This window comes from Amycolatopsis sp. NPDC043885 (assembly GCF_056435685.1).
On record NZ_JBWKEA010000002.1, the window covers coordinates 1 to 18,178 of the forward strand.

17 protein-coding genes are annotated in these 18,178 nt (G+C 70.2%); 12 read left to right on the top strand and 5 right to left on the bottom strand.

The genetic code is table 11. From position 1 onward, the window contains the following. Positions 1-279: 279 nt before the first annotated feature. Positions 280-1,170: an NADP-dependent oxidoreductase gene (locus AC069I_RS09680; RefSeq protein ID WP_478230711.1), complete on the bottom strand. Its 891-nt coding sequence runs from the start codon at positions 1,168-1,170 to the stop codon at positions 280-282. Positions 1,171-1,303: 133 nt separating this feature from the next. On the opposite strand from AC069I_RS09680, the gene AC069I_RS09685 reads away from it, so the two are divergent. Genes AC069I_RS09685 through mnmA form a run of 4 tightly spaced genes read left to right on the top strand, consistent with a single transcriptional unit; the run spans position 1,304 to position 6,318 of the window. After that, positions 1,304-2,557, top strand: a complete 1,254-nt coding sequence (locus tag AC069I_RS09685; protein ID WP_478230710.1) for a helix-turn-helix transcriptional regulator — start codon at positions 1,304-1,306, stop codon at positions 2,555-2,557. Positions 2,558-2,581: 24 nt separating this feature from the next. Continuing rightward, complete coding sequence (locus AC069I_RS09690) at positions 2,582-3,976, top strand: MFS transporter (RefSeq protein ID WP_478230709.1); 1,395 nt, start codon at positions 2,582-2,584, stop codon at positions 3,974-3,976. Positions 3,977-4,024: 48 nt separating this feature from the next. Beyond that, positions 4,025-5,221, top strand: a complete 1,197-nt coding sequence (locus tag AC069I_RS09695; RefSeq protein ID WP_478230708.1) for a cysteine desulfurase family protein — start codon at positions 4,025-4,027, stop codon at positions 5,219-5,221. 5 nt (positions 5,222-5,226) lie between these two features. After that, entirely contained in the window at positions 5,227-6,318 is a 1,092-nt protein-coding gene (gene mnmA, locus AC069I_RS09700) for a tRNA 2-thiouridine(34) synthase MnmA (RefSeq protein ID WP_478230707.1), read from the top strand. Positions 6,319-6,396: 78 nt separating this feature from the next. Here mnmA and AC069I_RS09705 read toward each other — a convergent pair whose 3' ends face one another. The 3 genes from AC069I_RS09705 to AC069I_RS09715 form a co-directional block, all read right to left on the bottom strand. Beyond that, on the bottom strand, positions 6,397-6,840 hold the full coding sequence (locus AC069I_RS09705) for an N-acetyltransferase family protein (protein WP_478230706.1): 444 nt from the start codon (positions 6,838-6,840) through the stop codon (positions 6,397-6,399). After that, entirely contained in the window at positions 6,837-7,874 is a 1,038-nt protein-coding gene (locus tag AC069I_RS09710) for an MBL fold metallo-hydrolase (protein WP_478265175.1), read from the bottom strand. The genes AC069I_RS09705 and AC069I_RS09710 overlap by 4 nt, the downstream gene beginning before the upstream one ends. Positions 7,875-8,063: 189 nt before the next feature. Next, a complete protein-coding gene (locus AC069I_RS09715) occupies positions 8,064-8,873 on the bottom strand; it encodes an LURP-one-related family protein (protein ID WP_478265176.1) in 810 nt (269 codons plus the stop codon). Between the two features lie 120 nt (positions 8,874-8,993). Between AC069I_RS09715 and AC069I_RS09720 the strand changes: the two genes are divergently transcribed. The 4 genes from AC069I_RS09720 to AC069I_RS09735 are packed head-to-tail and all read left to right on the top strand — an operon-like array spanning position 8,994 to position 13,379. Beyond that, on the top strand, positions 8,994-10,031 hold the full coding sequence (locus AC069I_RS09720; protein ID WP_478265177.1) for a methionine synthase: 1,038 nt from the start codon (positions 8,994-8,996) through the stop codon (positions 10,029-10,031). Between the two features lie 22 nt (positions 10,032-10,053). Further along, positions 10,054-10,746 (top strand): hypothetical protein, encoded by a 693-nt coding sequence (locus AC069I_RS09725; protein WP_478265178.1) that lies wholly within the window; start codon positions 10,054-10,056, stop codon positions 10,744-10,746. Between the two features lie 10 nt (positions 10,747-10,756). Further along, complete coding sequence (gene ligA / locus AC069I_RS09730) at positions 10,757-12,889, top strand: NAD-dependent DNA ligase LigA (protein WP_478265179.1); 2,133 nt, start codon at positions 10,757-10,759, stop codon at positions 12,887-12,889. After that, a complete protein-coding gene (locus tag AC069I_RS09735; RefSeq protein ID WP_478265180.1) occupies positions 12,882-13,379 on the top strand; it encodes a GNAT family N-acetyltransferase in 498 nt (165 codons plus the stop codon). The genes ligA and AC069I_RS09735 overlap by 8 nt, the downstream gene beginning before the upstream one ends. Before the next feature lie 71 nt (positions 13,380-13,450). Here AC069I_RS09735 and AC069I_RS09740 read toward each other — a convergent pair whose 3' ends face one another. Further along, positions 13,451-14,104 (bottom strand): ACT domain-containing protein, encoded by a 654-nt coding sequence (locus AC069I_RS09740; protein WP_378443154.1) that lies wholly within the window; start codon positions 14,102-14,104, stop codon positions 13,451-13,453. A 244-nt stretch (positions 14,105-14,348) separates the two neighbouring features. On the opposite strand from AC069I_RS09740, the gene gatC reads away from it, so the two are divergent. Genes gatC through AC069I_RS09760 form a run of 4 tightly spaced genes read left to right on the top strand, consistent with a single transcriptional unit; the run spans position 14,349 to position 18,166 of the window. Further along, a complete protein-coding gene (gene gatC, locus AC069I_RS09745) occupies positions 14,349-14,648 on the top strand; it encodes an Asp-tRNA(Asn)/Glu-tRNA(Gln) amidotransferase subunit GatC (RefSeq protein WP_005162012.1) in 300 nt (99 codons plus the stop codon). Further along, on the top strand, positions 14,645-16,162 hold the full coding sequence (gene gatA, locus AC069I_RS09750; RefSeq protein WP_478231665.1) for an Asp-tRNA(Asn)/Glu-tRNA(Gln) amidotransferase subunit GatA: 1,518 nt from the start codon (positions 14,645-14,647) through the stop codon (positions 16,160-16,162). Before gatC ends, gatA begins: the two co-directional genes overlap by 4 nt. Further along, positions 16,159-17,664, top strand: coding sequence for an Asp-tRNA(Asn)/Glu-tRNA(Gln) amidotransferase subunit GatB (gatB, locus tag AC069I_RS09755; protein ID WP_240600545.1), 1,506 nt, complete (start codon positions 16,159-16,161; stop codon positions 17,662-17,664). Before gatA ends, gatB begins: the two co-directional genes overlap by 4 nt. After that, positions 17,657-18,166, top strand: coding sequence for a hypothetical protein (locus tag AC069I_RS09760; protein WP_478230699.1), 510 nt, complete (start codon positions 17,657-17,659; stop codon positions 18,164-18,166). Before gatB ends, AC069I_RS09760 begins: the two co-directional genes overlap by 8 nt. The last annotated feature ends 12 nt before the right edge of the window (positions 18,167-18,178 follow it).

An 18,178-nucleotide genomic window follows, 5' to 3' on the forward strand; every position in this document is an offset into this window, starting at 1 on the left:
GGGGGGCACGTCGGTTCCTTGGTTGGTGTTGGGTGGGTTAGGAGTTTGTGGACAACACGACCTCCTCCCCTTTCATACAGAGGGGGGGGGGGGGGGGGGGGGGGGGGTTGGGGGGCAAAACCCAAAACCCCCCCCCACGACCCCCTCGACCCGGCATCGCCTCGCTCCGGTCGCGAAAGTCCCGCTCAGCACCTCACGCGTGCGATGAAGGGGCCTTTCATCGCGAATTTTGCAATGAAAGGCCCCTTCATCGCAGCAACCGGTGGGCTCGCGCGGCTGTCAGTCGAAGACCAGCGTGATCTTCCCGCCCGCGTGACCGGTCGCGCTCTCCCGGTGCGCCTCGGCGGCATCGGCGAGCGCGTAGCCGGAGCCCAGCTTCAGCTTCAACCCGCGCGCGACCAGATCCTCAAGCACCGCCGCGCTTTCTTCCCCACCGGCCGAGAACTTCAGCCCCTGGGCGTACGCCGCCGGGTCCGCGATCGTGATCAGCCGGTCGGGTGATCCGAGCAGTTCGACGGACTCACCCAAGACACCGAAGCCCGCCGCGTCGAACACCGCGTCCACGCCGTCCGGCGCGACCGACCGGACCCGCGAAACCCAGCCGTCGCCGTACTGGACCGGCACCGCGCCGAGTTCCTTCACCTCATCCAGCGACGAGGCCCCGGCGAGCCCGACGACCGTGGCGCCCAGCGCGACGGCGGCCTGCGTCGCGATCCTGCCGACCTGGCCGCTAGCGCCGTGGATCACCACCGTCTCGCCCGGCTTGACCTCGAGTTCGCCCAGCACCCGCAACGCCGTCTCCCCGGCGATGGGCAGCGCGGCGGCCTCGGCCCACGAAAGTCCGGCGGGTTTGCGGATGACCTTGCTCGCCAGCGCGTACTCCGCGTACGTGCCGGTGTCGGACCAGCCGAAGACCTCGTCACCGACGGCGAAATCGGCGCCTTCGCCCACCGCGTCCACGACGCCCGCCAGCTCCAGGCCGAGGATGTGCGGGAATTCGACCGGGCGGACCTCCGCCATGGCGCCGGACCGGATCTTCCAGTCGATCGGGTTGACGCCCGCGGCCTTGACCGCGACCCGCACCTGACCCGGGCCGGGCTCCGGCAGCGGGACCTCGGCGGACCGCAGGACGTCCGGTTCGCCGTACTGGGTGATGGTGATCGCTCGCATGTTCACTCCTATCGGATTCCTTCGCTGCGATCAGTCAACCGGCGTCCGGCCCCCGCCCGAACCAGCCGGACGAGCAGTGTTCACTAGCCGGGAGAGCAGCGTCCCCGCGCCGGAACGCGCTTAGTGTGGAGCCATGGACCCGCTGCACGTGCTGAGCCAGGTCGAGTACATGCTCGCCGCTCCGCGCCCCGAACTCCTGCCGCGCTTTTCCGAGACGGCCGCGGCCGTGCTGCCGCACCGCGCCGCCGCCATGGAGACCGGTGACTGCTCCCGCCTGCCGATCAAGGTCCACGGGGATCCGGAGATCACCGGCGCGGTCACGAGCGCCGAGCTTCAGCGGCTCGCCGCGCTCGGCGTCCCGGGGCGGGCGGTGGTGGCCGAAGAGACACTCGGCGGGAAACGCCGGAAACTCGTCGTGCTGACCTCGGCGCCGGTGATCGGCAAGGGCGCAATGATCGCGCTGGTCCCCGCCGACGACGAGCCGTCGGACAGCGCGCTCGAATTCGTCGCCAAGCTGTGGGACATCGTCAGCGTGAACGCCGCCCAGCGCGCCACCGACCCCGAGCCCGCCGTCCTGGAGAGCAACATCGCGGCGGCCACCGCGCGGGCGCGGGCGATCACCGATCTGGGGCAGACCCACGCGACCACGTTGACGTCACTGCTCTCGGTGCTGCGATCACGGCGGCTCGGCGACGCCGCCGCCCGGCAGACCGCGACCGACCTCGCCGCGGCCGCGCTGGTCGAACTGCGCTCGATCGCGGACCGCGACCAGGAACTCTCGGCGGAGCCCGCGTCGGAGGCGTTCGGCACTCTCGTCACGCAGCTGGCTCCTTTGGTGCGCCACGACGACGTGACCGTCGACCTCGCCGGGCCGGACGACGAACGGCCGCTCCCGCAGGACATCGCGCACACCGCCCGCACGGTCTCGCGCGGTCTGGTGCTCTCCGCGCTGGAGCGGGACAGCAGCCGGGTCCGGGCGTCCTGGCGGATCGACGGGCAGGCTCTCCGGGTCACCGTGCGCGACGACGGCCCGGACGTCGCCCGCGCCGTGCCCGCCACCGGGCTCACCGAGCGGATCACCCCGCTCGGCGGCCGCTGGGAGGTCGACGCCGTCCCCGGCTGGGGCGCCACGATCACCGCGATCCTGCCGCTGGGTGTCCAGGAAACGCCGGAACTGCGCCCGCTCGACCGGCTCAACCCGCGCGAACTCGAAGTCCTCGCCGGGATCGCGCGCGGGAAGCGCAACCGGCAGATCGCCGAAGAGCTGGCGCTGACCGAGCACACGGTGAAGTTCCACGTTCGGAAGATCCTGGGGAAGCTGGAGGTCACGTCGCGCGGGGAGGCGGCCGTGCTGGCGCGTGAGCTGCGCCTGGAGTCGGTGTCGTGAGCTTGACCTCCACCGAGCTGGAGGTTGCAGGCTCGTCGTATGACGATCACTGGGGACAAGGCCGAACCGAAGGGTGTGCTCTGGACACCTGAGCACCGCGTGACCACCATCGGGCTGCTGCTCATGGTCACGCTCATCGCGTTCGAGAGCATGGGTGTCGCCACCGCGATGCCGACGATGGTGGCCGACCTCGACGGCCTCGCGCTGTACGCCTGGCCGTTCACCACGTTCCTGGTCGCCAGCGTGGTCGCGACCGTCCTTTCCGGACGTCTCGGCGACCGCAAGGGCCCGGCGCCCGCGCTGCTCGCCGGTACCGCGTTGTTCGCCGCCGGGCTGCTGGTCGCGGGGCTCGCGCACGACATGCCGCTGCTCCTGCTCGGCAGGGCGTTGCAGGGCTTCGGTTCCGGTCTCCTGCTGGTCTCGGTGTCGCTGCTGATCGCGCTCACCTTCAGCGACCGCGAACGTCCGGTGATCTACGCCGCCAACGCCGCCGCGTGGGTGCTGCCCGCGGTGATCGGGCCTTCGATCGCGGGCGTGGTGACCGTGAGCGTCGGCTGGCGCTGGGTGTTCCTCGGGCTGATCCCGCTGACCGGGATCGGGCTCGCACTGCTGGTCGTCGTCACGCGCAAACTGCCGGCCCACGTACCCGGCGAATCCGCCGTTCGCGCCGGTGTCGTGCCCGCGGTGGTCGCCGCCCTCGGCGTCGCCGCGCTCACCTGGGCGGCGCAGCACCCCTCTCTCGCGGCACTGGCCTACGGCGGCGCCGGTCTGGTCGCCCTCGCCTACGCGCTCCGCAAACTCCTGCCCGCCGGGACGCTGACGTCGCGGCCGGGGTTGCCGACAGTGATCGCCTCGCGTGCGCTGATCGCGGGCGCGTACGCCGGGATGGAGGCCTACCTGCCGCTCACGATGACGGAGGTCCACGGCTACAGCCCCGCGCTGGCCGGGCTGCCGCTGACGGTGACCGCGCTGGGCTGGTCGGCGGGGTCGATGCTGCAGGGCCGCATGCTCGACTGGTCGCGTGAAGCGTCGCTGCGGACCGGGTTCGCGCTGGTCGCGGCCGGTTTGGCGATCTTCGTCTTCGTCCCGCTGCCGTCTTTCCCCAGCTGGATGGCGTTCGTGGCGTCGGCTGTCGGCGGCTCCGGGATGGGGATCGCGATGCCCGCGATCTCGGTGTTGCTGCTCCGCTACTCGCCGGAGGCCGAACGCGGGTTCAACACCTCGGCGCTGCAGCTCGGCGACTGGGTCGGATCGGCTCTTACCATCGGTTTGGGCGGGGTTCTGCTCGCTTCACTGGCGTCGGCGAAGGAGCCGTCGGCGGCGATCTTGGTGCTTTCGGTGGTGCTGACCGGCATCGCGCTGCTGGGGGTGCGGCTGACCGGCCGGTGGCCGTCGGATATGAGCGCCGCCACCCGCTGAGCAGGGTGGGCTTGGTCACGCCCCGGAGCGGTCTACCCTGGTGTGGCGATGACCTATCTCGACCACGCGGCGACCACCCCGATGTTGCCCGAAGCCGTAGCGGCGATGTCCGAGGCGCTGTCCACAGTGGGCAACGCCTCCGCGCTGCATTCCTCGGGGCGCCGGGCGCGCCGCCGGGTCGAAGAAGCCCGAGAGGTGATCGCGGAGGCGCTGGGTGCCCGGCCGTCCGAGGTGATCTTCACCGCCGGTGGCACGGAGAGCGACAATCTCGCGGTCAAGGGCATCTTCTGGGCCCGCAACGGCGAGGACGCCGAGCGCCGCCGGGTGCTGTGCAGCACAGTCGAGCACCACGCCGTCCTCGAGTCCGTCGAATGGCTGGAGCAGCACGCGGGCGCCGAGATCGTCTGGGTCGAGGTCGACCAGGCGGGCCGGGTCACTCCCGAGTCGCTGCGCACCGCCATCGGCGACAGCCCCGAGACGGTCGCGCTGGTCACCGTGATGTGGGCGAACAACGAGGTCGGCACGGTCAACCCGATCGCCGCGCTCGCCGCCGTCTGCGCCGAACACGAGATCCCGCTGCACACCGACGCCGTCCAAGCCGTCGGCGCGGTGCCGGTCGACTTCGCCGAGAGCGGCGCCGCGGCGCTGACCCTCACCGCGCACAAGCTGGGCGGCCCGTACGGTGTCGGCGCGCTGCTGCTCGGCCGCGACACCGCGTGCGTGCCGGTCCTGCACGGCGGCGGCCAGGAGCGCGCCGTGCGTTCGGGCACGCTCGACGTCCCCGCGGTGATCGCGTTCGCGACGGCGGTGAAGGTCGCGGTCGAAGGCCGCGAGGAGTACGCCAAACGCGTCGCCGAGCTGCGGGACGACCTGATCGAGGCCGTCCGGCGCGAGGTGCCGGACGCGGTGCTCAACGGTGGCGAGGGTGAACGCCTGCCCACGCACGCCCATTTCACCTTCCCCGGTTGCGCGGGTGACAGCCTGTTGATGCTCTTGGACGCCAAGGGCATCGAATGTTCCACCGGTTCGGCGTGCACGGCGGGTGTCGCGCAGCCGAGCCACGTGCTGCTGGCCATGGGTGCCGAACCCGCGGCCGCGCGCGGGTCGCTGCGGTTCTCGTTCGGGCATACCTCGGCGCCGGAAGACGTTGAAGCGGTTTCGAGGGAGATCGCGGGCGTCGTCGACAGGGCGAGGCAGGCGGGGCTCGCCGGAATGCGCAAGCAGACGCAGAAGCAAGAGGTGTGAGGAAGATGCGCGTACTGGCCGCGATGAGCGGGGGAGTGGACTCGGCGGTGGCCGCCGCGCGCGCCGTGGACGCCGGGCACGAGGTCGTCGGGGTGCACCTGGCGCTGTCGGCGAAGCCCGGCACGCTGCGCACCGGATCCCGCGGCTGCTGCACGATCGAGGACTCCGGTGACGCGCGGCGCGCCGCGGACATCCTCGGCATCCCCTTCTACATCTGGGACTTCGCCGAGCGGTTCACCGAAGAGGTCATCGAGACCTTCGTCGGCGAGTACGCCGCGGGCCGGACGCCGAACCCGTGCGTCACCTGCAACGAGAAGATCAAGTTCGAGGCGTTGCTCGACAAGGCGATGGCGCTCGGCTTCGACGCGGTCGCCACCGGGCACTACGCCCGTCTGTCCCTTGTGGACGGTGTGCCGGAGCTGCGGCGCAGCGTCGACTCCGGCAAGGACCAGTCGTACGTGCTGGCCTCCCTGACCCCGGAGCAGCTGCGGCATTCGCTGTTCCCGCTCGGCGATTCGTGGAAGACCGACGTGCGCGCCGAGGCCGCGAGCCGTGGCCTGTCGGTGGCGAAGAAGCCGGACAGCCACGACATCTGCTTCATCCCGGACGGGGACACGAAGAGCTTCCTGGAGAAGCGGCTCGGCCAGCGTCCCGGGCAGCTCGTCGACGCCGAGACCGGCGCCGTGCTCGGTGAGCACACCGGTGTGCACGGCTTCACCGTCGGCCAGCGCAAGGGGCTCGGCATCGAGGCGCCGGCGCCGGACGGGCGGCCGCGCTACGTGCTCTCGCTGGAACCGGTTTCGGGCACCGTGAAGGTCGGTTCCGCGCGGGATCTCGGCGTGAACGTGATCGAGGCGGACCGCCCGATCTGGCCGAGCGAGCGGCCGCTGGACGGCCCCACCGAATGCGTCGTGCAGGTGCGCGCGCACGGCGGGATCGTCGAGGCCGTCGCGGAAGTCTCCGGCGACGAGGTGACCATCCAGCTCCGTGAGCCGCTGCGCGGCGTCGCGCCGGGTCAGGTCGTCGTGCTGTACCGCACCGACGCCGCCGAAGGCGACCTCGTGCTCGGCAGCGCGAAGATCTCGGGGACCCGCTGACCCCTCCCGCATTTCGTCCTCTGAATGCGGTCCTTGCGCGTGCAACTACCGCATTTAGAGGACTAAATGCGGCAGAGGTCAGAACTTCAGCTTGAAGCCGGTGTGCGTGGCCTCGAAACCGAGGCGCTCGTAGAACCGGTGCGCGTCCTCGCGTTTCACGTCCGACGTCAGCTGCACGAGGGCGCAGCCCCGCCGCCGTGATTCGTCGATCGCCCACCGCATCAGCTCGCCGCCGAGGCCGGAGCCGCGATGGCTCGCCCGCACCCGGACGGCCTCGATCTGCCCGCGCAGCGCGCCTTTCCTCGCCAGTCCGGGAATGATCGACAGCTGGAGTGTGCCGACGGCCTCCCCGCCGTCGTCGGCGACGATCAGCAGGTGCGCCGGATCGGCGTCGATCTGCTCGAAGGCCACGAGGTACGGCGAGAGGTCGTCGGCGGAGTCACGGGTGCTGCCGATCTGGTCGTCGGCGAGCATCCCGACGATCGCCGCGACGTCTTCCCGGCGCGCTTCACGGATGATCATGAGGCGTAGTGTCGCACCCCGTCGTTCTCGGCCGCGGTGAGTTTCCCTTGGGCCACCAGCAGATCCAGATGCGAGCCGGTCTCGAGCACGGCGAGCATCTGGTTGAACGGGTCCATGTCGGGAAGCTTGTGCTGCTTGCGCGTCCAGCCAAGCCGCAGCGCGACCTCGTACGCGGTCGTGACGTCCGCGGTGATCTCGGCGCCCATGACCTCGAGCCGGTCCCGGTGGTGCTCCAGCAGTTCGTCGACGCGGGCGTGGACGCTGTCGGTGACCGGCCCGTGCGCGGGGAGCATGCGCCGGTCCGGCATCTCGCGGACCAGGCGCAGGGAGTCGAGATAGTCGTGCAGGGGCAGTTCGGTCGGCACCGGCTGGAAGCCGATGGACGGCGTGATGTGCGGCAGCACGTGGTCGCCGGAGAACACCAGCCCGGCCTCGTCGTCGACGAACACGACGTGCCCGTCCGTGTGGCCGGGCGTGTGCACGATGTCGAACTCCCTGCCGGGCACGACCGGGCGTTTGCCGGGGACGAGCCATTCGTCGGGCTGTTCCCACAGATGCGCTTCGGTGTGCCGGACACCGCCGAAGGCCTTGGCGAGTTCCTCGACGACCGGCCTCGCGCCGCACCGTTCGAGCAGGCTGACCTGCGCCTCCATCGGGAACCGGTCCGGGTCGCCGGAGCGGACCAGTGACGGCTCCTCCCGCTTCCCGAGCCCGAGCCTGCCGCCGAATTCGCGGCGCAGTTCCACGGCGAGGGTGTAGTGATCGCGATGCACGTGGGTGATCAGGAACTCGTCGATGTCGCCGAGATCGGCGCCGAGCGCCTTCAGCCCGCGCGAAAGCCGTTCGCGCGCCGACTCCAGCGCCCAGCCGGAATCCACGAGGACCAGGCGGGTTCCGTCGGTGACGACGTAGACATTGACCGCGCGCAACGCGTCGTGCGGCAGGGGCAGCGGGATCCGGTGGACCCCGGGCGAAACCGTGTAGACGCCTGGCTCGGCCCAGTCCCGTTCGCCGTTTTCGGGCAACGGCTCCATGGTGACCTCCGTCCCGGACGCACTCCAGCGTGCCGCCCCAGTCCCTCCACTTTGTGCCGCCGGAAGCCGAGTGTCCACTTGAGTGGGGTGAGACCCCGGTCACTTGCCCCACTCGCATTTCGTCCTCTGGATGCGGTCCTTGCGCGTGCAACTACCGCATCCAGAGGACGAAATGCGGAGGGCGCTGCGTCAGCCCTTGTCGTCCTGCTTCAGCGCGGTGTCGATGGTCAGCGCCGAGGCCACCACCATCGACGCCAGCGGATCCCGCAGCGGCCGGTGGATCTCGACGACGTAGTTGTCGGCGGTGGTGAACGCGGCCTTCACGAAACCGCCCCAGGTCTTGGTGATCCGCGCGATCTCGACGTCCGCGTGGTCCTTGATCGCGAAGTTCCACGCCCGCCAGTTCTCCGCGAAGATCCCGCCGACCTTCCGCCCGTCGACCACGAAACCCAGCCGGATCTTGCCGAAGACGTTCTCCTGCACGATCTCGCCGATCGGGGAGTCGTCGGCCTTCGTCACGAGGAACCGGGATTTGAACACTTTCGCCGGCCTCGTCACCTTCAGCACGGTGCTGTGGTTCGCGTCGCGGATCTCGAAGCGGTGGGTCAGGAACTGGTCGTAGTTCGTGAGCAGCCGGATGGCCTTCTTCACCGTGCTCTGCCCGACCTGGACGACGCCGCCGAGGCGGTTGCCGTGCTGGTCGAACACCCCGAACTCGTTGGCCATCTCGATGAGTTTCGCGCGCTGGTTGACCACCAGCACGGGTTCGGAGAACAGCGTCCCGCCGCCGGCGACACCACTGCCGCGGGTTTGGGTGCCCCTCGCCGCCTGCGCGCGGATCTTCTCCGGGTCGTGCGCGCCTTCGACGTCCAGCTCGATCATCTCGGCGTCGTGCGACGGCCGCGTGTTCGCGGTCCAGGCCTGCCCGTCCCACCACCGGTACAGCCGGGGGTTCTGCCGGTCGGGATACCAGCCGGCGGGCTGTGGGGAGCTCGTCATGGCAGGTCAGCGTAATGCGCCGGGCGCCGGATCGGGCTCGTCGACGGCAATTGCGTCGAATGTCCGTGTCCTCCCCCGCCCCGCCGCCCCGCCGGGTCGGACCAAGGGGAGAATCCGGGTGTGAACGAACGACCTTGGCCCCTTGGCGCGGCCACCGCGATCGGTTCCCTGCCCGGTACCGATCCGGTCGAGGCCGCTTCGATCGTGTTCGGCGAACTGCCCGAATTCCCCTGTATGCCCGAACTTCCCGCCCGCGGCGTCGGGGCCGACATGATCGGCCGGACGGCGGCGCTGCTGGTCGACCTCGCGGTCGAGGTGGTGCCGAGTGGTTATCGGGTCGCCGCTCGTCCCGGGCACGACCACCGCCGGGCCGTCGACCTGATGAACTGGGACCTCGACGCCGTCCAGGAGGCGCGGGAAAAGGCGGGCGCCGCGCCGCCCGCCTTCAAGATCCAGGTCGCCGGGCCGTGGACGCTCGCCGCGAACATCGAGCTTCCGCGCGGGCACCGGATCCTCACCGACAAGGGCGCGCTGCGCGATTTCGCCGCGTCGCTGCTCGACGGGCTGGCCGAGCACGTCGCGGAACTGAAGTCGCGGATCGGCGCGCCGGTGGTGATCCAGTTCGACGAACCGTCGCTGCCCGAGGTCCTCGCCGGTGATCTCCCGACGGCGTCCGGCTACGGCACGGTTCCCGCCGTGCCCGCGGCGGAGGCGCGCGAACTGCTGTCGACGGTGATCTCCGGGGCGGAGCGTGTCACCGGTCAGCCGGTCGCGGTGCACTGCTGCGCCGAAAAGCCGCCGATCTCGTTGCTGCGCGCGGCGGGGGCGCGGGCGGTCGCCTTCGATTTCACCTTGCTGAGGGGCGCTTCGCCCGCGCAGCTCGACGAGATCGGCGAGACGCTGGACTCCGGGACGACGCTGATGCTCGGACTCGTCCCGACGACCGACCCCGGTGTCCCGGTGGAGCTGCGCGACGTGGTCACCCCCGTGTTCAACCTCGTCGACCGGCTGGGTTTCCGCCGCGAGATCCTCGCCGAACGGGTCGTGCCGACCCCGGCGTGCGGTCTCGCGGGCGCCACCCCCGACTGGATGCGCCGCGCGCTCACGCTCAGCCGGGAGGCGGGCAAGGCTTTCACCGAACCGCCTGAAGGCTGGTGAGCGGCGCGGTAGCGTGCCCGTCATGCGTTTGTTCCGCCGTTCCCGCAAAACCGAGGACGTCCCCGACCCCCGCACCGCCTGGCCGGAGCAGCCGGTCCCCGAGGACGCGGCCGCCGCGGCGGCGAAGTTCTGGGAGGCATGGTTCGCGCTTCTGCCGGAGGTCAGCGCCGCCCTCGGCGATCGTGAACCGCATCGGGTGGAACACGACCTCTGCACCATCGTCGAGGCACTGCACCCCCGGCTGCACTTCTCCCTCGATCGTGGGCGCCGGGCGATCTACTCGCTGGTGCTGACCGGCCAGGAGGATCCGGAACTGCGCCCGTACACCGACGCGTGGAAGGCCGCGGCGCCGCCGGAGGACGCCATCTGGGAGTACCACGATTCCGTGCCGCCGGTCCCCGATCCGAGTGAGGTCACCGTCAACCTCGGCGAGACGCGGATCGCGCTCGCCGACGTGCGGGTGACCGCGAAGGTGGACGAATCAGCCGGACGGGTGGACGTGACCGTGTTCCATCCGCTGATCGACGAGCTCGCGCCGGAGACCCGGACGACCATGACCTTCCTGCCGCTGGACGCCACGCTGGGTGAGCGGGTCGCGGCCGAACGGCTGGGCAAGGTCGAGCTGGTGACCGAGGCCCAGGACGGGCAGCTGACCCTGCTGGAACTGCGCGAGGTGGTCGGCAGGCTGTCCGGAAATGTCGGTACCCCCGACTAGAGTCACCCCTGTGAGCAGCGAACTTCCCGAAAACCCCGAGCCCGTGCAGGATGTCACGGACGTCCCCGCCGACGTCCGTGAAAGGCATGCCGAACTGGCGGAGGAGATCCGCGGTCACCAGTTCCGGTACTACGTGCTGGATTCACCGATCGTGTCCGACGGCCGGTTCGACGAGCTGCTCAACGAACTCCAGGCCATCGAGAACGAGCATCCCGGGCTGGTGACGCCGGAGTCGCCGACGCAGAACGTCGGCGGCACGTTCTCCACCGAGTTCGTCGCGCACGACCACCTCGAGCGCATGCTCAGCCTGGACAACGTCTTCGACACCGAAAGTTTCGAGACGTGGGTCGAGCGGGTCCAGAAGGAGATCGGCGCGACGAAGTACCTCGCCGAACTGAAGATCGACGGGCTCGCGATCAACCTGCTGTACGAGAACGGCCGCCTGACCCGCGCGCTGACCAGGGGCGACGGCCGCACCGGCGAGGACGTCACGCTCAACGTCCGCACGCTGGAGCAGGTGCCGGAGCGGCTGACCGGAACGGACGAGTTCCCGGTGCCCGCGCTGGTCGAGGTCCGCGGCGAGGTGTTCTTCCGCGTCGAGGACTTCCTGGCGCTGAACGCGAAGATGGTCGAGGCGGGCAAGGACCCGTACGCGAACCCGCGCAACACCGCCGCCGGATCGTTGCGCCAGAAGGATCCCAAGATCACGAAGTCCCGCAACCTGCGGTTGATCTGCCACGGTCTCGGCAAACGTGAGGGCTTCGAACCGAAGCGCCAGTCCGAGGCGTACGACGCGCTCGCCGCGTGGGGCCTGCCGGTCTCGCCGCACAGCAAGGTGCTCGGTTCGGGCAAGGAACTGCTGGAGCACATCGAATACTGGGGCGAACACCGGCACGACGCCGAGCACGAGATCGACGGCGTCGTCATCAAGGTCGACGAGGTCGCGCTGCAGCGCCGTCTCGGCACGACCTCGCGGGCTCCGCGCTGGGCGATCGCCTACAAGTACCCGCCGGAAGAGGCGATCACCACCCTGCTGGACATCCAGGTCAACGTCGGCCGCACCGGGCGGGTCACCCCGTTCGCGGTGATGGAGCCGGTGAAGGTGGCCGGGTCCACGGTGGCGATGGCGACGCTGCACAACCAGGAAGAGGTCAAACGCAAGGGCGTGCTGATCGGGGACAAGGTCGTCATCCGCAAGGCGGGCGACGTCATCCCCGAGGTGCTCGGCCCGGTCGCCGACGCGCGCACCGGCGAGGAGCGCGAGTTCGTGATGCCGTTGCGCTGCCCCAACTGCGACACCGAACTGGCGTACCAGAAGGAGGGCGACATCGACATCCGTTGCCCGAATTCGCGGTCCTGCCCGGCGCAGTTGCGGGAGCGGCTGTTCCATCTGGGCGGCCGCGGCGCGTTCGACATCGAGGTGCTCGGCTACGAGGCCGCGGTCGCGCTGCTCGACGCCGGTGTGGTGCACGACGAGGGCGACATCTTCGATCTGGACGAGGAAAAGCTGCTCCAGGTGGAGCTGTTCCGCACCAAGGCGGGGGAGCTGTCGGCCAACGGGCGCAAGCTGCTGGACAACCTGGAGACGGTGAAGGACCGTCCACTGTGGAAGGTCATCGTCGGCCTGTCGATCCGGCACGTCGGCCCGACGGCGGCGCAGGCGCTCGCGCGGGAATTCGGTTCCCTGGAACGGATCGAGAACGCCTCGGAGGAGGAGCTCTCCAGTGTCGACGGCGTCGGCCCGACCATCGCGCGCGCGGCGAAGGAGTGGTTCGAGGTCGACTGGCACCGCGAGATCGTCGAGAAGTGGCGTGCGGCGGGCGTGCGGATGGAGGAGGAGCGCGACGAGTCCATCCCGCGCAACCTCGAAGGCCTGTCGATCGTCGTCACCGGTTCGCTGAACGACTACTCCCGAGACGAGGCCAAGGAATACATCATGGCCCGCGGCGGGAAGGCGGCCGGTTCGGTGTCGAAGAAGACGGCGTTCGTCGTCGTCGGTGACGCTCCGGGCACGAAGTACGACAAGGCCGTCCAGCTGAAGGTGTCGGTGCTCGACGAGAACGGTTTCCGCGTGCTGCTGGAGAGCGGCCCCGAGGCCGCGGCCGAACTGGCTCTGCCGACCGAGGAGGAAAGCGGTGAGTGATCTGGAGATCCGGCCCGCCCGGCCCGACGAGCTGAAGGCGGTCGGGGAGCTCACTCTGGCCGCGTACTCCGCGGAGCGGACCCTCGTCGACGGCGTGGGCTACGCCACCGAACTGCTCGCCGCGGCCCGGCGGGCGGAGCTGGCCGAACTGCTGGTCGCGGTGGACGCGGACGGCGCGCTCGTCGGCACGGTCACCATCGCCCGTCCGGGGACGCCCTTCGCCGAGCTGTCCCGCGAGGGCGAACTGGAGTTCCGCATGCTCGGCGTGCTGCCCTCGGCGACCGGACGCGGCATCGGCGAGGCCCTGACCAGGGCGGTCATCGCGCGGGCGCGGGAACTCGGCGCGGCGCGGGTGGTGCTGTGCAGCCTGGAGACGATGACGCGGGCGCACCGGCTCTACGAGCGGCTCGGTTTCGTGCGGCTGCCCGAGCGGGACTGGGAGCCGCATCCCGGGGTGACCCTGATCGCGTACCGCCTGGAGCTCACCTAACCCCCGCATTTAGTCCTCTGAATGCGGTACTTGCGCGTGCAACTACCGCATTCAGAGGACGAAACGCGGAGTCAGCTGTCCAGCACGACGGCGACGATGCCCGCGAAGTGCGCCAGCCGCGCCACCTCGGCGGCCCGGAAGTTCGGCCCGCCCGGCCGGGCGACCAGCAGCGCCTTCCCGGGCTTCCCCAGCGGCGTCGCCGCGAGTTCGGTCCCCAGTTCCTTCCACGTCTCCGGCACCCAGGCCTCCTCGGCGTCGAGGATGGTGGCGCGTTCCAGCGGCAGCCACGGCAGGTCGGTGATCGGCGTCTCGGGCGCGGCGTTGGACGACGCGAGCCGGATCGCGCCGGCCTCGGCGTGCTCGACGACCACGGCCCAGCCCGCCCGGATGATCCGCGGCACCCCTTCGGCGAGGATCTCCAGCCCCGAAGCGGGCTTCGCGGCGATCTCCTCGACCAGTTCGAGTTCGCGATGGGTGTCCAGGACCCCGGCGTACGGGCGGACGGCGTCGACCTCGACCCCGTCGACGCTTTCGGCGGCGGTGATGAGCGCGTCCGGCAGCCTGCCGGACGGGATTTCGACGACGAGGTCGTCGACGGCGACACCGCCGCCGCGTTCGACCACGTCCACGCTCAGGATGTCGGCGCCGACGGTGCCGAGCGCGGTGGCGACCGCGCCGAGGGTCCCCGGGGTGTCCGGTAATTGGACCCGGATCAGGAACGACACACGCGCCCCTCTCGCCTCAGGCGTCCCAGCCTCGCCGTGGAACGCGCTACGCCGGGCGCCGATTGTGACAGACCGGACGAGGTAATGGGGACCGACGTCCGGGGCGCGGGATAACGAACCAGGCACTCCTTACCCGACATGGGAGCGCAGGCCGCGGCATAACCCAGTCGAGTCCGCCGACGCCGCCACCATAGACTTGCAGCTTCCGACAGAACCCGCACAGCACACCCCGGGAGTCACCCGCGTGCCCAACATTTCCCGCGACGAGGTCGCACACCTCGCCAAGCTGGCCAGGCTTGCCGTCACCGAAGAGGAGCTGGACGTCTTCGCGGGCCAGCTCGACCAGATCCTGGACTCGGTGGCCAAGGTGAGCGAGGTCGCAGGCGAGGATGTCCCGCCCACGTCGCACGCCGTGCCGCTGACCAACGTGTTCCGTGAGGACACGGTCCGACCGGGGCTGACCCAGCAGCAGGCGCTGGCCGGTGCGCCTGCCAGCGAAGAGGGTCGTTTCCGGGTGCCGCGGATTCTGGGAGAAGAACAGTGACCGAACTCATCAAGCTGACCGCCGCCGAGCTGGCGGAGAAGATCCAGTCCCGAGAGGTCTCGGCCGTCGAGGTCACCCAGGCCCACCTGGACCGGATCGCCGAGGTCGACGACCACATCCACGCCTTCCTGCACGTCGACACCGAGGGCGCGCTCGAAGCCGCCCGCGCGGTGGACGCCGACGTCGCCGAGGGCAAGGCGCCGAAGTCGGCGCTCGCCGGTGTCCCGCTGGCGCTCAAGGACGTGCTGACCACCAAGGGCATCCCGACCACGGTCGGTTCGAAGACCCTGGAGAACTGGCTCCCGCCGTACGACGCCACCGTGACGCGCAAGCTGCGCGAGGCCGGTGTCGTGGTGCTCGGCAAGACCAACATGGACGAGTTCGCGATGGGCTCCTCCACGGAGAACTCCGCGTTCGGCCCGACGCACAACCCGTGGGACCACGCCCGTATCCCCGGCGGTTCCGGCGGTGGCTCCTCGGCCTCCATCGCGGCGTTCGAGGCCGCGATCGCGATCGGCACCGACACCGGTGGCTCGATCCGCCAGCCCGGCGCGGTCACCGGCACCGTCGGCGTGAAGCCGACCTACGGCGGTGTCTCCCGCTACGGTCTCGTCGCCTTCTCGTCGTCGCTCGACCAGGCCGGCCCCTGCGCGCGGACGGTGCTCGACGCCGCTCTGCTGCACGAGGTCATCGCCGGGTACGACCCGATGGACTCGACCTCGATCGACGCGCCGGTCCCGCCGGTGGTCGCCGCGGCCCGCCAGGGCCTGACCGGTGACCTCAAGGGCGTTCGCGTCGGCGTGGTCAAGGAATTCGCCGGCGACGGCTACCAGCCGGGCGTGTCGCGGTCCTTCGAGGCCGCTGTCGAGCAGCTGCGCGCGCTCGGTGCCGAGGTCGTCGAGGTCTCGTGCCCGAACTTCACCTACGCGCTGCCCGCGTACTACCTGATCGCGCCGAGCGAGTGCTCGTCGAACCTCGCCCGGTTCGACGCCATGCGCTACGGCCTGCGCGTGTCCGACGACGGCGAGCACAGCGCCGAAGAGGTCATGTCGCTGACCCGTGAGAAGGGCTTCGGCCCCGAGGTCAAGCGCCGCATCATGCTCGGCACGTACGCGCTGTCCTCGGGCTACTACGACGCCTACTACGGCTCGGCGCAGAAGGTCCGCACGCTCATCACGCGCGACTTCGAAGCCGCGTACGAAAAGGTGGACGTGCTGGTCTCGCCGACCACGCCGACCACCGCGTTCAAGATCGGCGAGCGCGTCGACGACCCGATGGCGATGTACCTGGCGGACCTCTGCACCATTCCGTCGAACCTCGCCGGCAACGCCGCGATGAGTGTCCCGAGTGGACTGTCGCACGAGGACGGCCTGCCGGTCGGCCTCCAGATCATGGCCCCCGCGATGGCCGACGACCGGCTGTACCGCGTCGGCGCCGCCTACGAGGTCGCACGCGACGCCGCCAACGGTGGCTCGCTGGTGCACGAGGTTCCGGAGCTGGGAGGAAAGAAGTGACCGCCGTGGTTGAGTTGATGGACTACGCCGACGTCATCGAGCGGTTCGACCCGGTGCTGGGCCTCGAGGTGCACGTCGAGCTGAACACGAACACCAAGATGTTCTGCGGCTGCGCCAACGAGTTCGGCGGCGAGCCGAACACCAAGGTGTGCCCGACCTGTCTCGGCCTGCCCGGTTCGCTGCCGGTCGTGAACGGCAAGGCGGTCGAGGGTGCGATCCGCATCGGGCTGGCGCTCAACTGCGAGATCGCCGAATGGTGCCGGTTCGCCCGGAAGAACTACTTCTACCCGGACATGCCGAAGAACTTCCAGACCTCGCAGTACGACGAGCCGATCGCCTTCAACGGCTACCTCGACGTGACGCTGGACGACGGTGAGGTCGTGCGCGTGGAGATCGAGCGCGCGCACATGGAGGAGGACACCGGCAAGTCGCTGCACGTCGGCGGCGCCACCGGGCGGATCCACGGCGCCGAGCACTCGCTGCTCGACTACAACCGCGCCGGCGTGCCGCTGATCGAGATCGTCACCAAGACGATCGAGCACACCGGCGGCCGTGCCCCCGAGGTCGCCCGCGCGTACGTGAGCGCCCTGCGGGATCTGCTGCGCGCGCTGGACGTCTCCGACGTCCGCATGGACCAGGGTTCCCTGCGCTGCGACGCGAACGTCTCGCTGATGGCCAAGGACGCGACCGAGTTCGGCACGCGCACCGAGACCAAGAACGTCAACTCGCTGCGCAGCGTCGAGCGCGCCGTGCGCTACGAGATGACGCGCCAGGCGGCGATCCTCGCCGAGGGCGGGTCGATCAAGCAGGAGACGCGGCACTTCCAGGAGGCCGACGGCACCACGTCGCCGGGCCGCACCAAGGAGACCGCCGAGGACTACCGGTACTTCCCGGAGCCCGACCTGGTCCCGATCGCGCCGTCGCGCGAATGGGTCGAGGAGCTGCGCAAGACGCTGCCGGAGATGCCGTCGGAACGCCGCAAGCGCATCCAGCGCGAGTGGAACCTGACCGACGAGGCACTGCGCGACCTGCTCAACGTCGGCGCGGTCGACCTGGTCGCCGCCACCGTCGAGGCGGGCGCGACCCCGGACGAGGCCCGCAGCTGGTGGGTCAACACGCTGGCGCAGGAAGCCAACTCCCGCGAGATCGAACTGGCGGAGCTGGCGATCACCCCGGCGCAGCTGGCCGAGGTCATCGCGCTGGTGAACGCCGGTGAGCTGACCAACAAGCTGGCCAAGGAGGTCGTGCAGGGCGTGCTCGCCGGCGAGGGTTCGCCGTCCGAGGTCGTCGAGAAGCGCGGCCTGAAGGTCGTCTCCGACGACTCCGCGCTCATCGCGGCGGTCGACGAGGCGCTCGCCGCGCAGCCCGACGTCGCCGAGAAGATCCGCGGCGGCAAGGTGGCCGCGGCCGGGGCGATCGTCGGCGCGGTCATGAAGGCCACCAAGGGCCAGGCCGACGCCAAGCGCGTGCGCGAACTGATCGTCGAGCGAGTCGGTGCCTGATCTCGCTTTGAAGAAGGTCACCTGGCGTGAGTGGCTCGGCCTCGCGGCCGGGCTGCTCGCGCTGGTGGCCTTGTTCCTTCCGTGGACGACGCTGACCGCCTCGCGCCCGGAAATCGAGGACGCGCTGACGACGTTGCCCGCCGACGACGTCACGCGCGACGCGTGGCGCTCTGGCTTCCTCGCCTGGGCGCCGCTTTTCCTCCTGTTCTTGCCCGGCGTGGCCGTCGTGCTGTTCGGCCGAGTCGACGCCGTCCGCCGCGCGGGCCTGCCGCATCTGTGGCTGATGGCGGCCATCGGCGCGCTGCTGCTGATGGTGCTCGGCTGGACCACCCTCGACTGGCAGTTCGACGCCGATCAGCGCGGGATCTTCTCCGCCGCCGGCATCGAGATCGGGACCGGGCTCGGCCGCTACGTCGGCCTGCTCGCCGCTGTCGTCTCCGCGGTCGTCGCGTTCTTCGACGTCCGCCTCCTTCGCGCCGAGACCCGTACTCGCCGCCCCTGATCGATCTCTTCG

Coding starts and splice junctions, on each gene's coding strand:
- mnmA (WP_478230707.1), top strand. CDS start 5,227: ATGCGCGTACTGGCCGCGATGAGCGGGGGAGTGGACTCGGCGGTGGCC.
- AC069I_RS09685 (WP_478230710.1), top strand. CDS start 1,304: ATGGACCCGCTGCACGTGCTGAGCCAGGTCGAGTACATGCTCGCCGCT.
- AC069I_RS09725 (WP_478265178.1), top strand. CDS start 10,054: ATGCGTTTGTTCCGCCGTTCCCGCAAAACCGAGGACGTCCCCGACCCC.
- AC069I_RS09710 (WP_478265175.1), bottom strand. CDS start 7,874: ATGGAGCCGTTGCCCGAAAACGGCGAACGGGACTGGGCCGAGCCAGGC.
- AC069I_RS09695 (WP_478230708.1), top strand. CDS start 4,025: ATGACCTATCTCGACCACGCGGCGACCACCCCGATGTTGCCCGAAGCC.
- AC069I_RS09715 (WP_478265176.1), bottom strand. CDS start 8,873: ATGACGAGCTCCCCACAGCCCGCCGGCTGGTATCCCGACCGGCAGAAC.
- AC069I_RS09680 (WP_478230711.1), bottom strand. CDS start 1,170: ATGCGAGCGATCACCATCACCCAGTACGGCGAACCGGACGTCCTGCGG.
- AC069I_RS09705 (WP_478230706.1), bottom strand. CDS start 6,840: ATGATCATCCGTGAAGCGCGCCGGGAAGACGTCGCGGCGATCGTCGGG.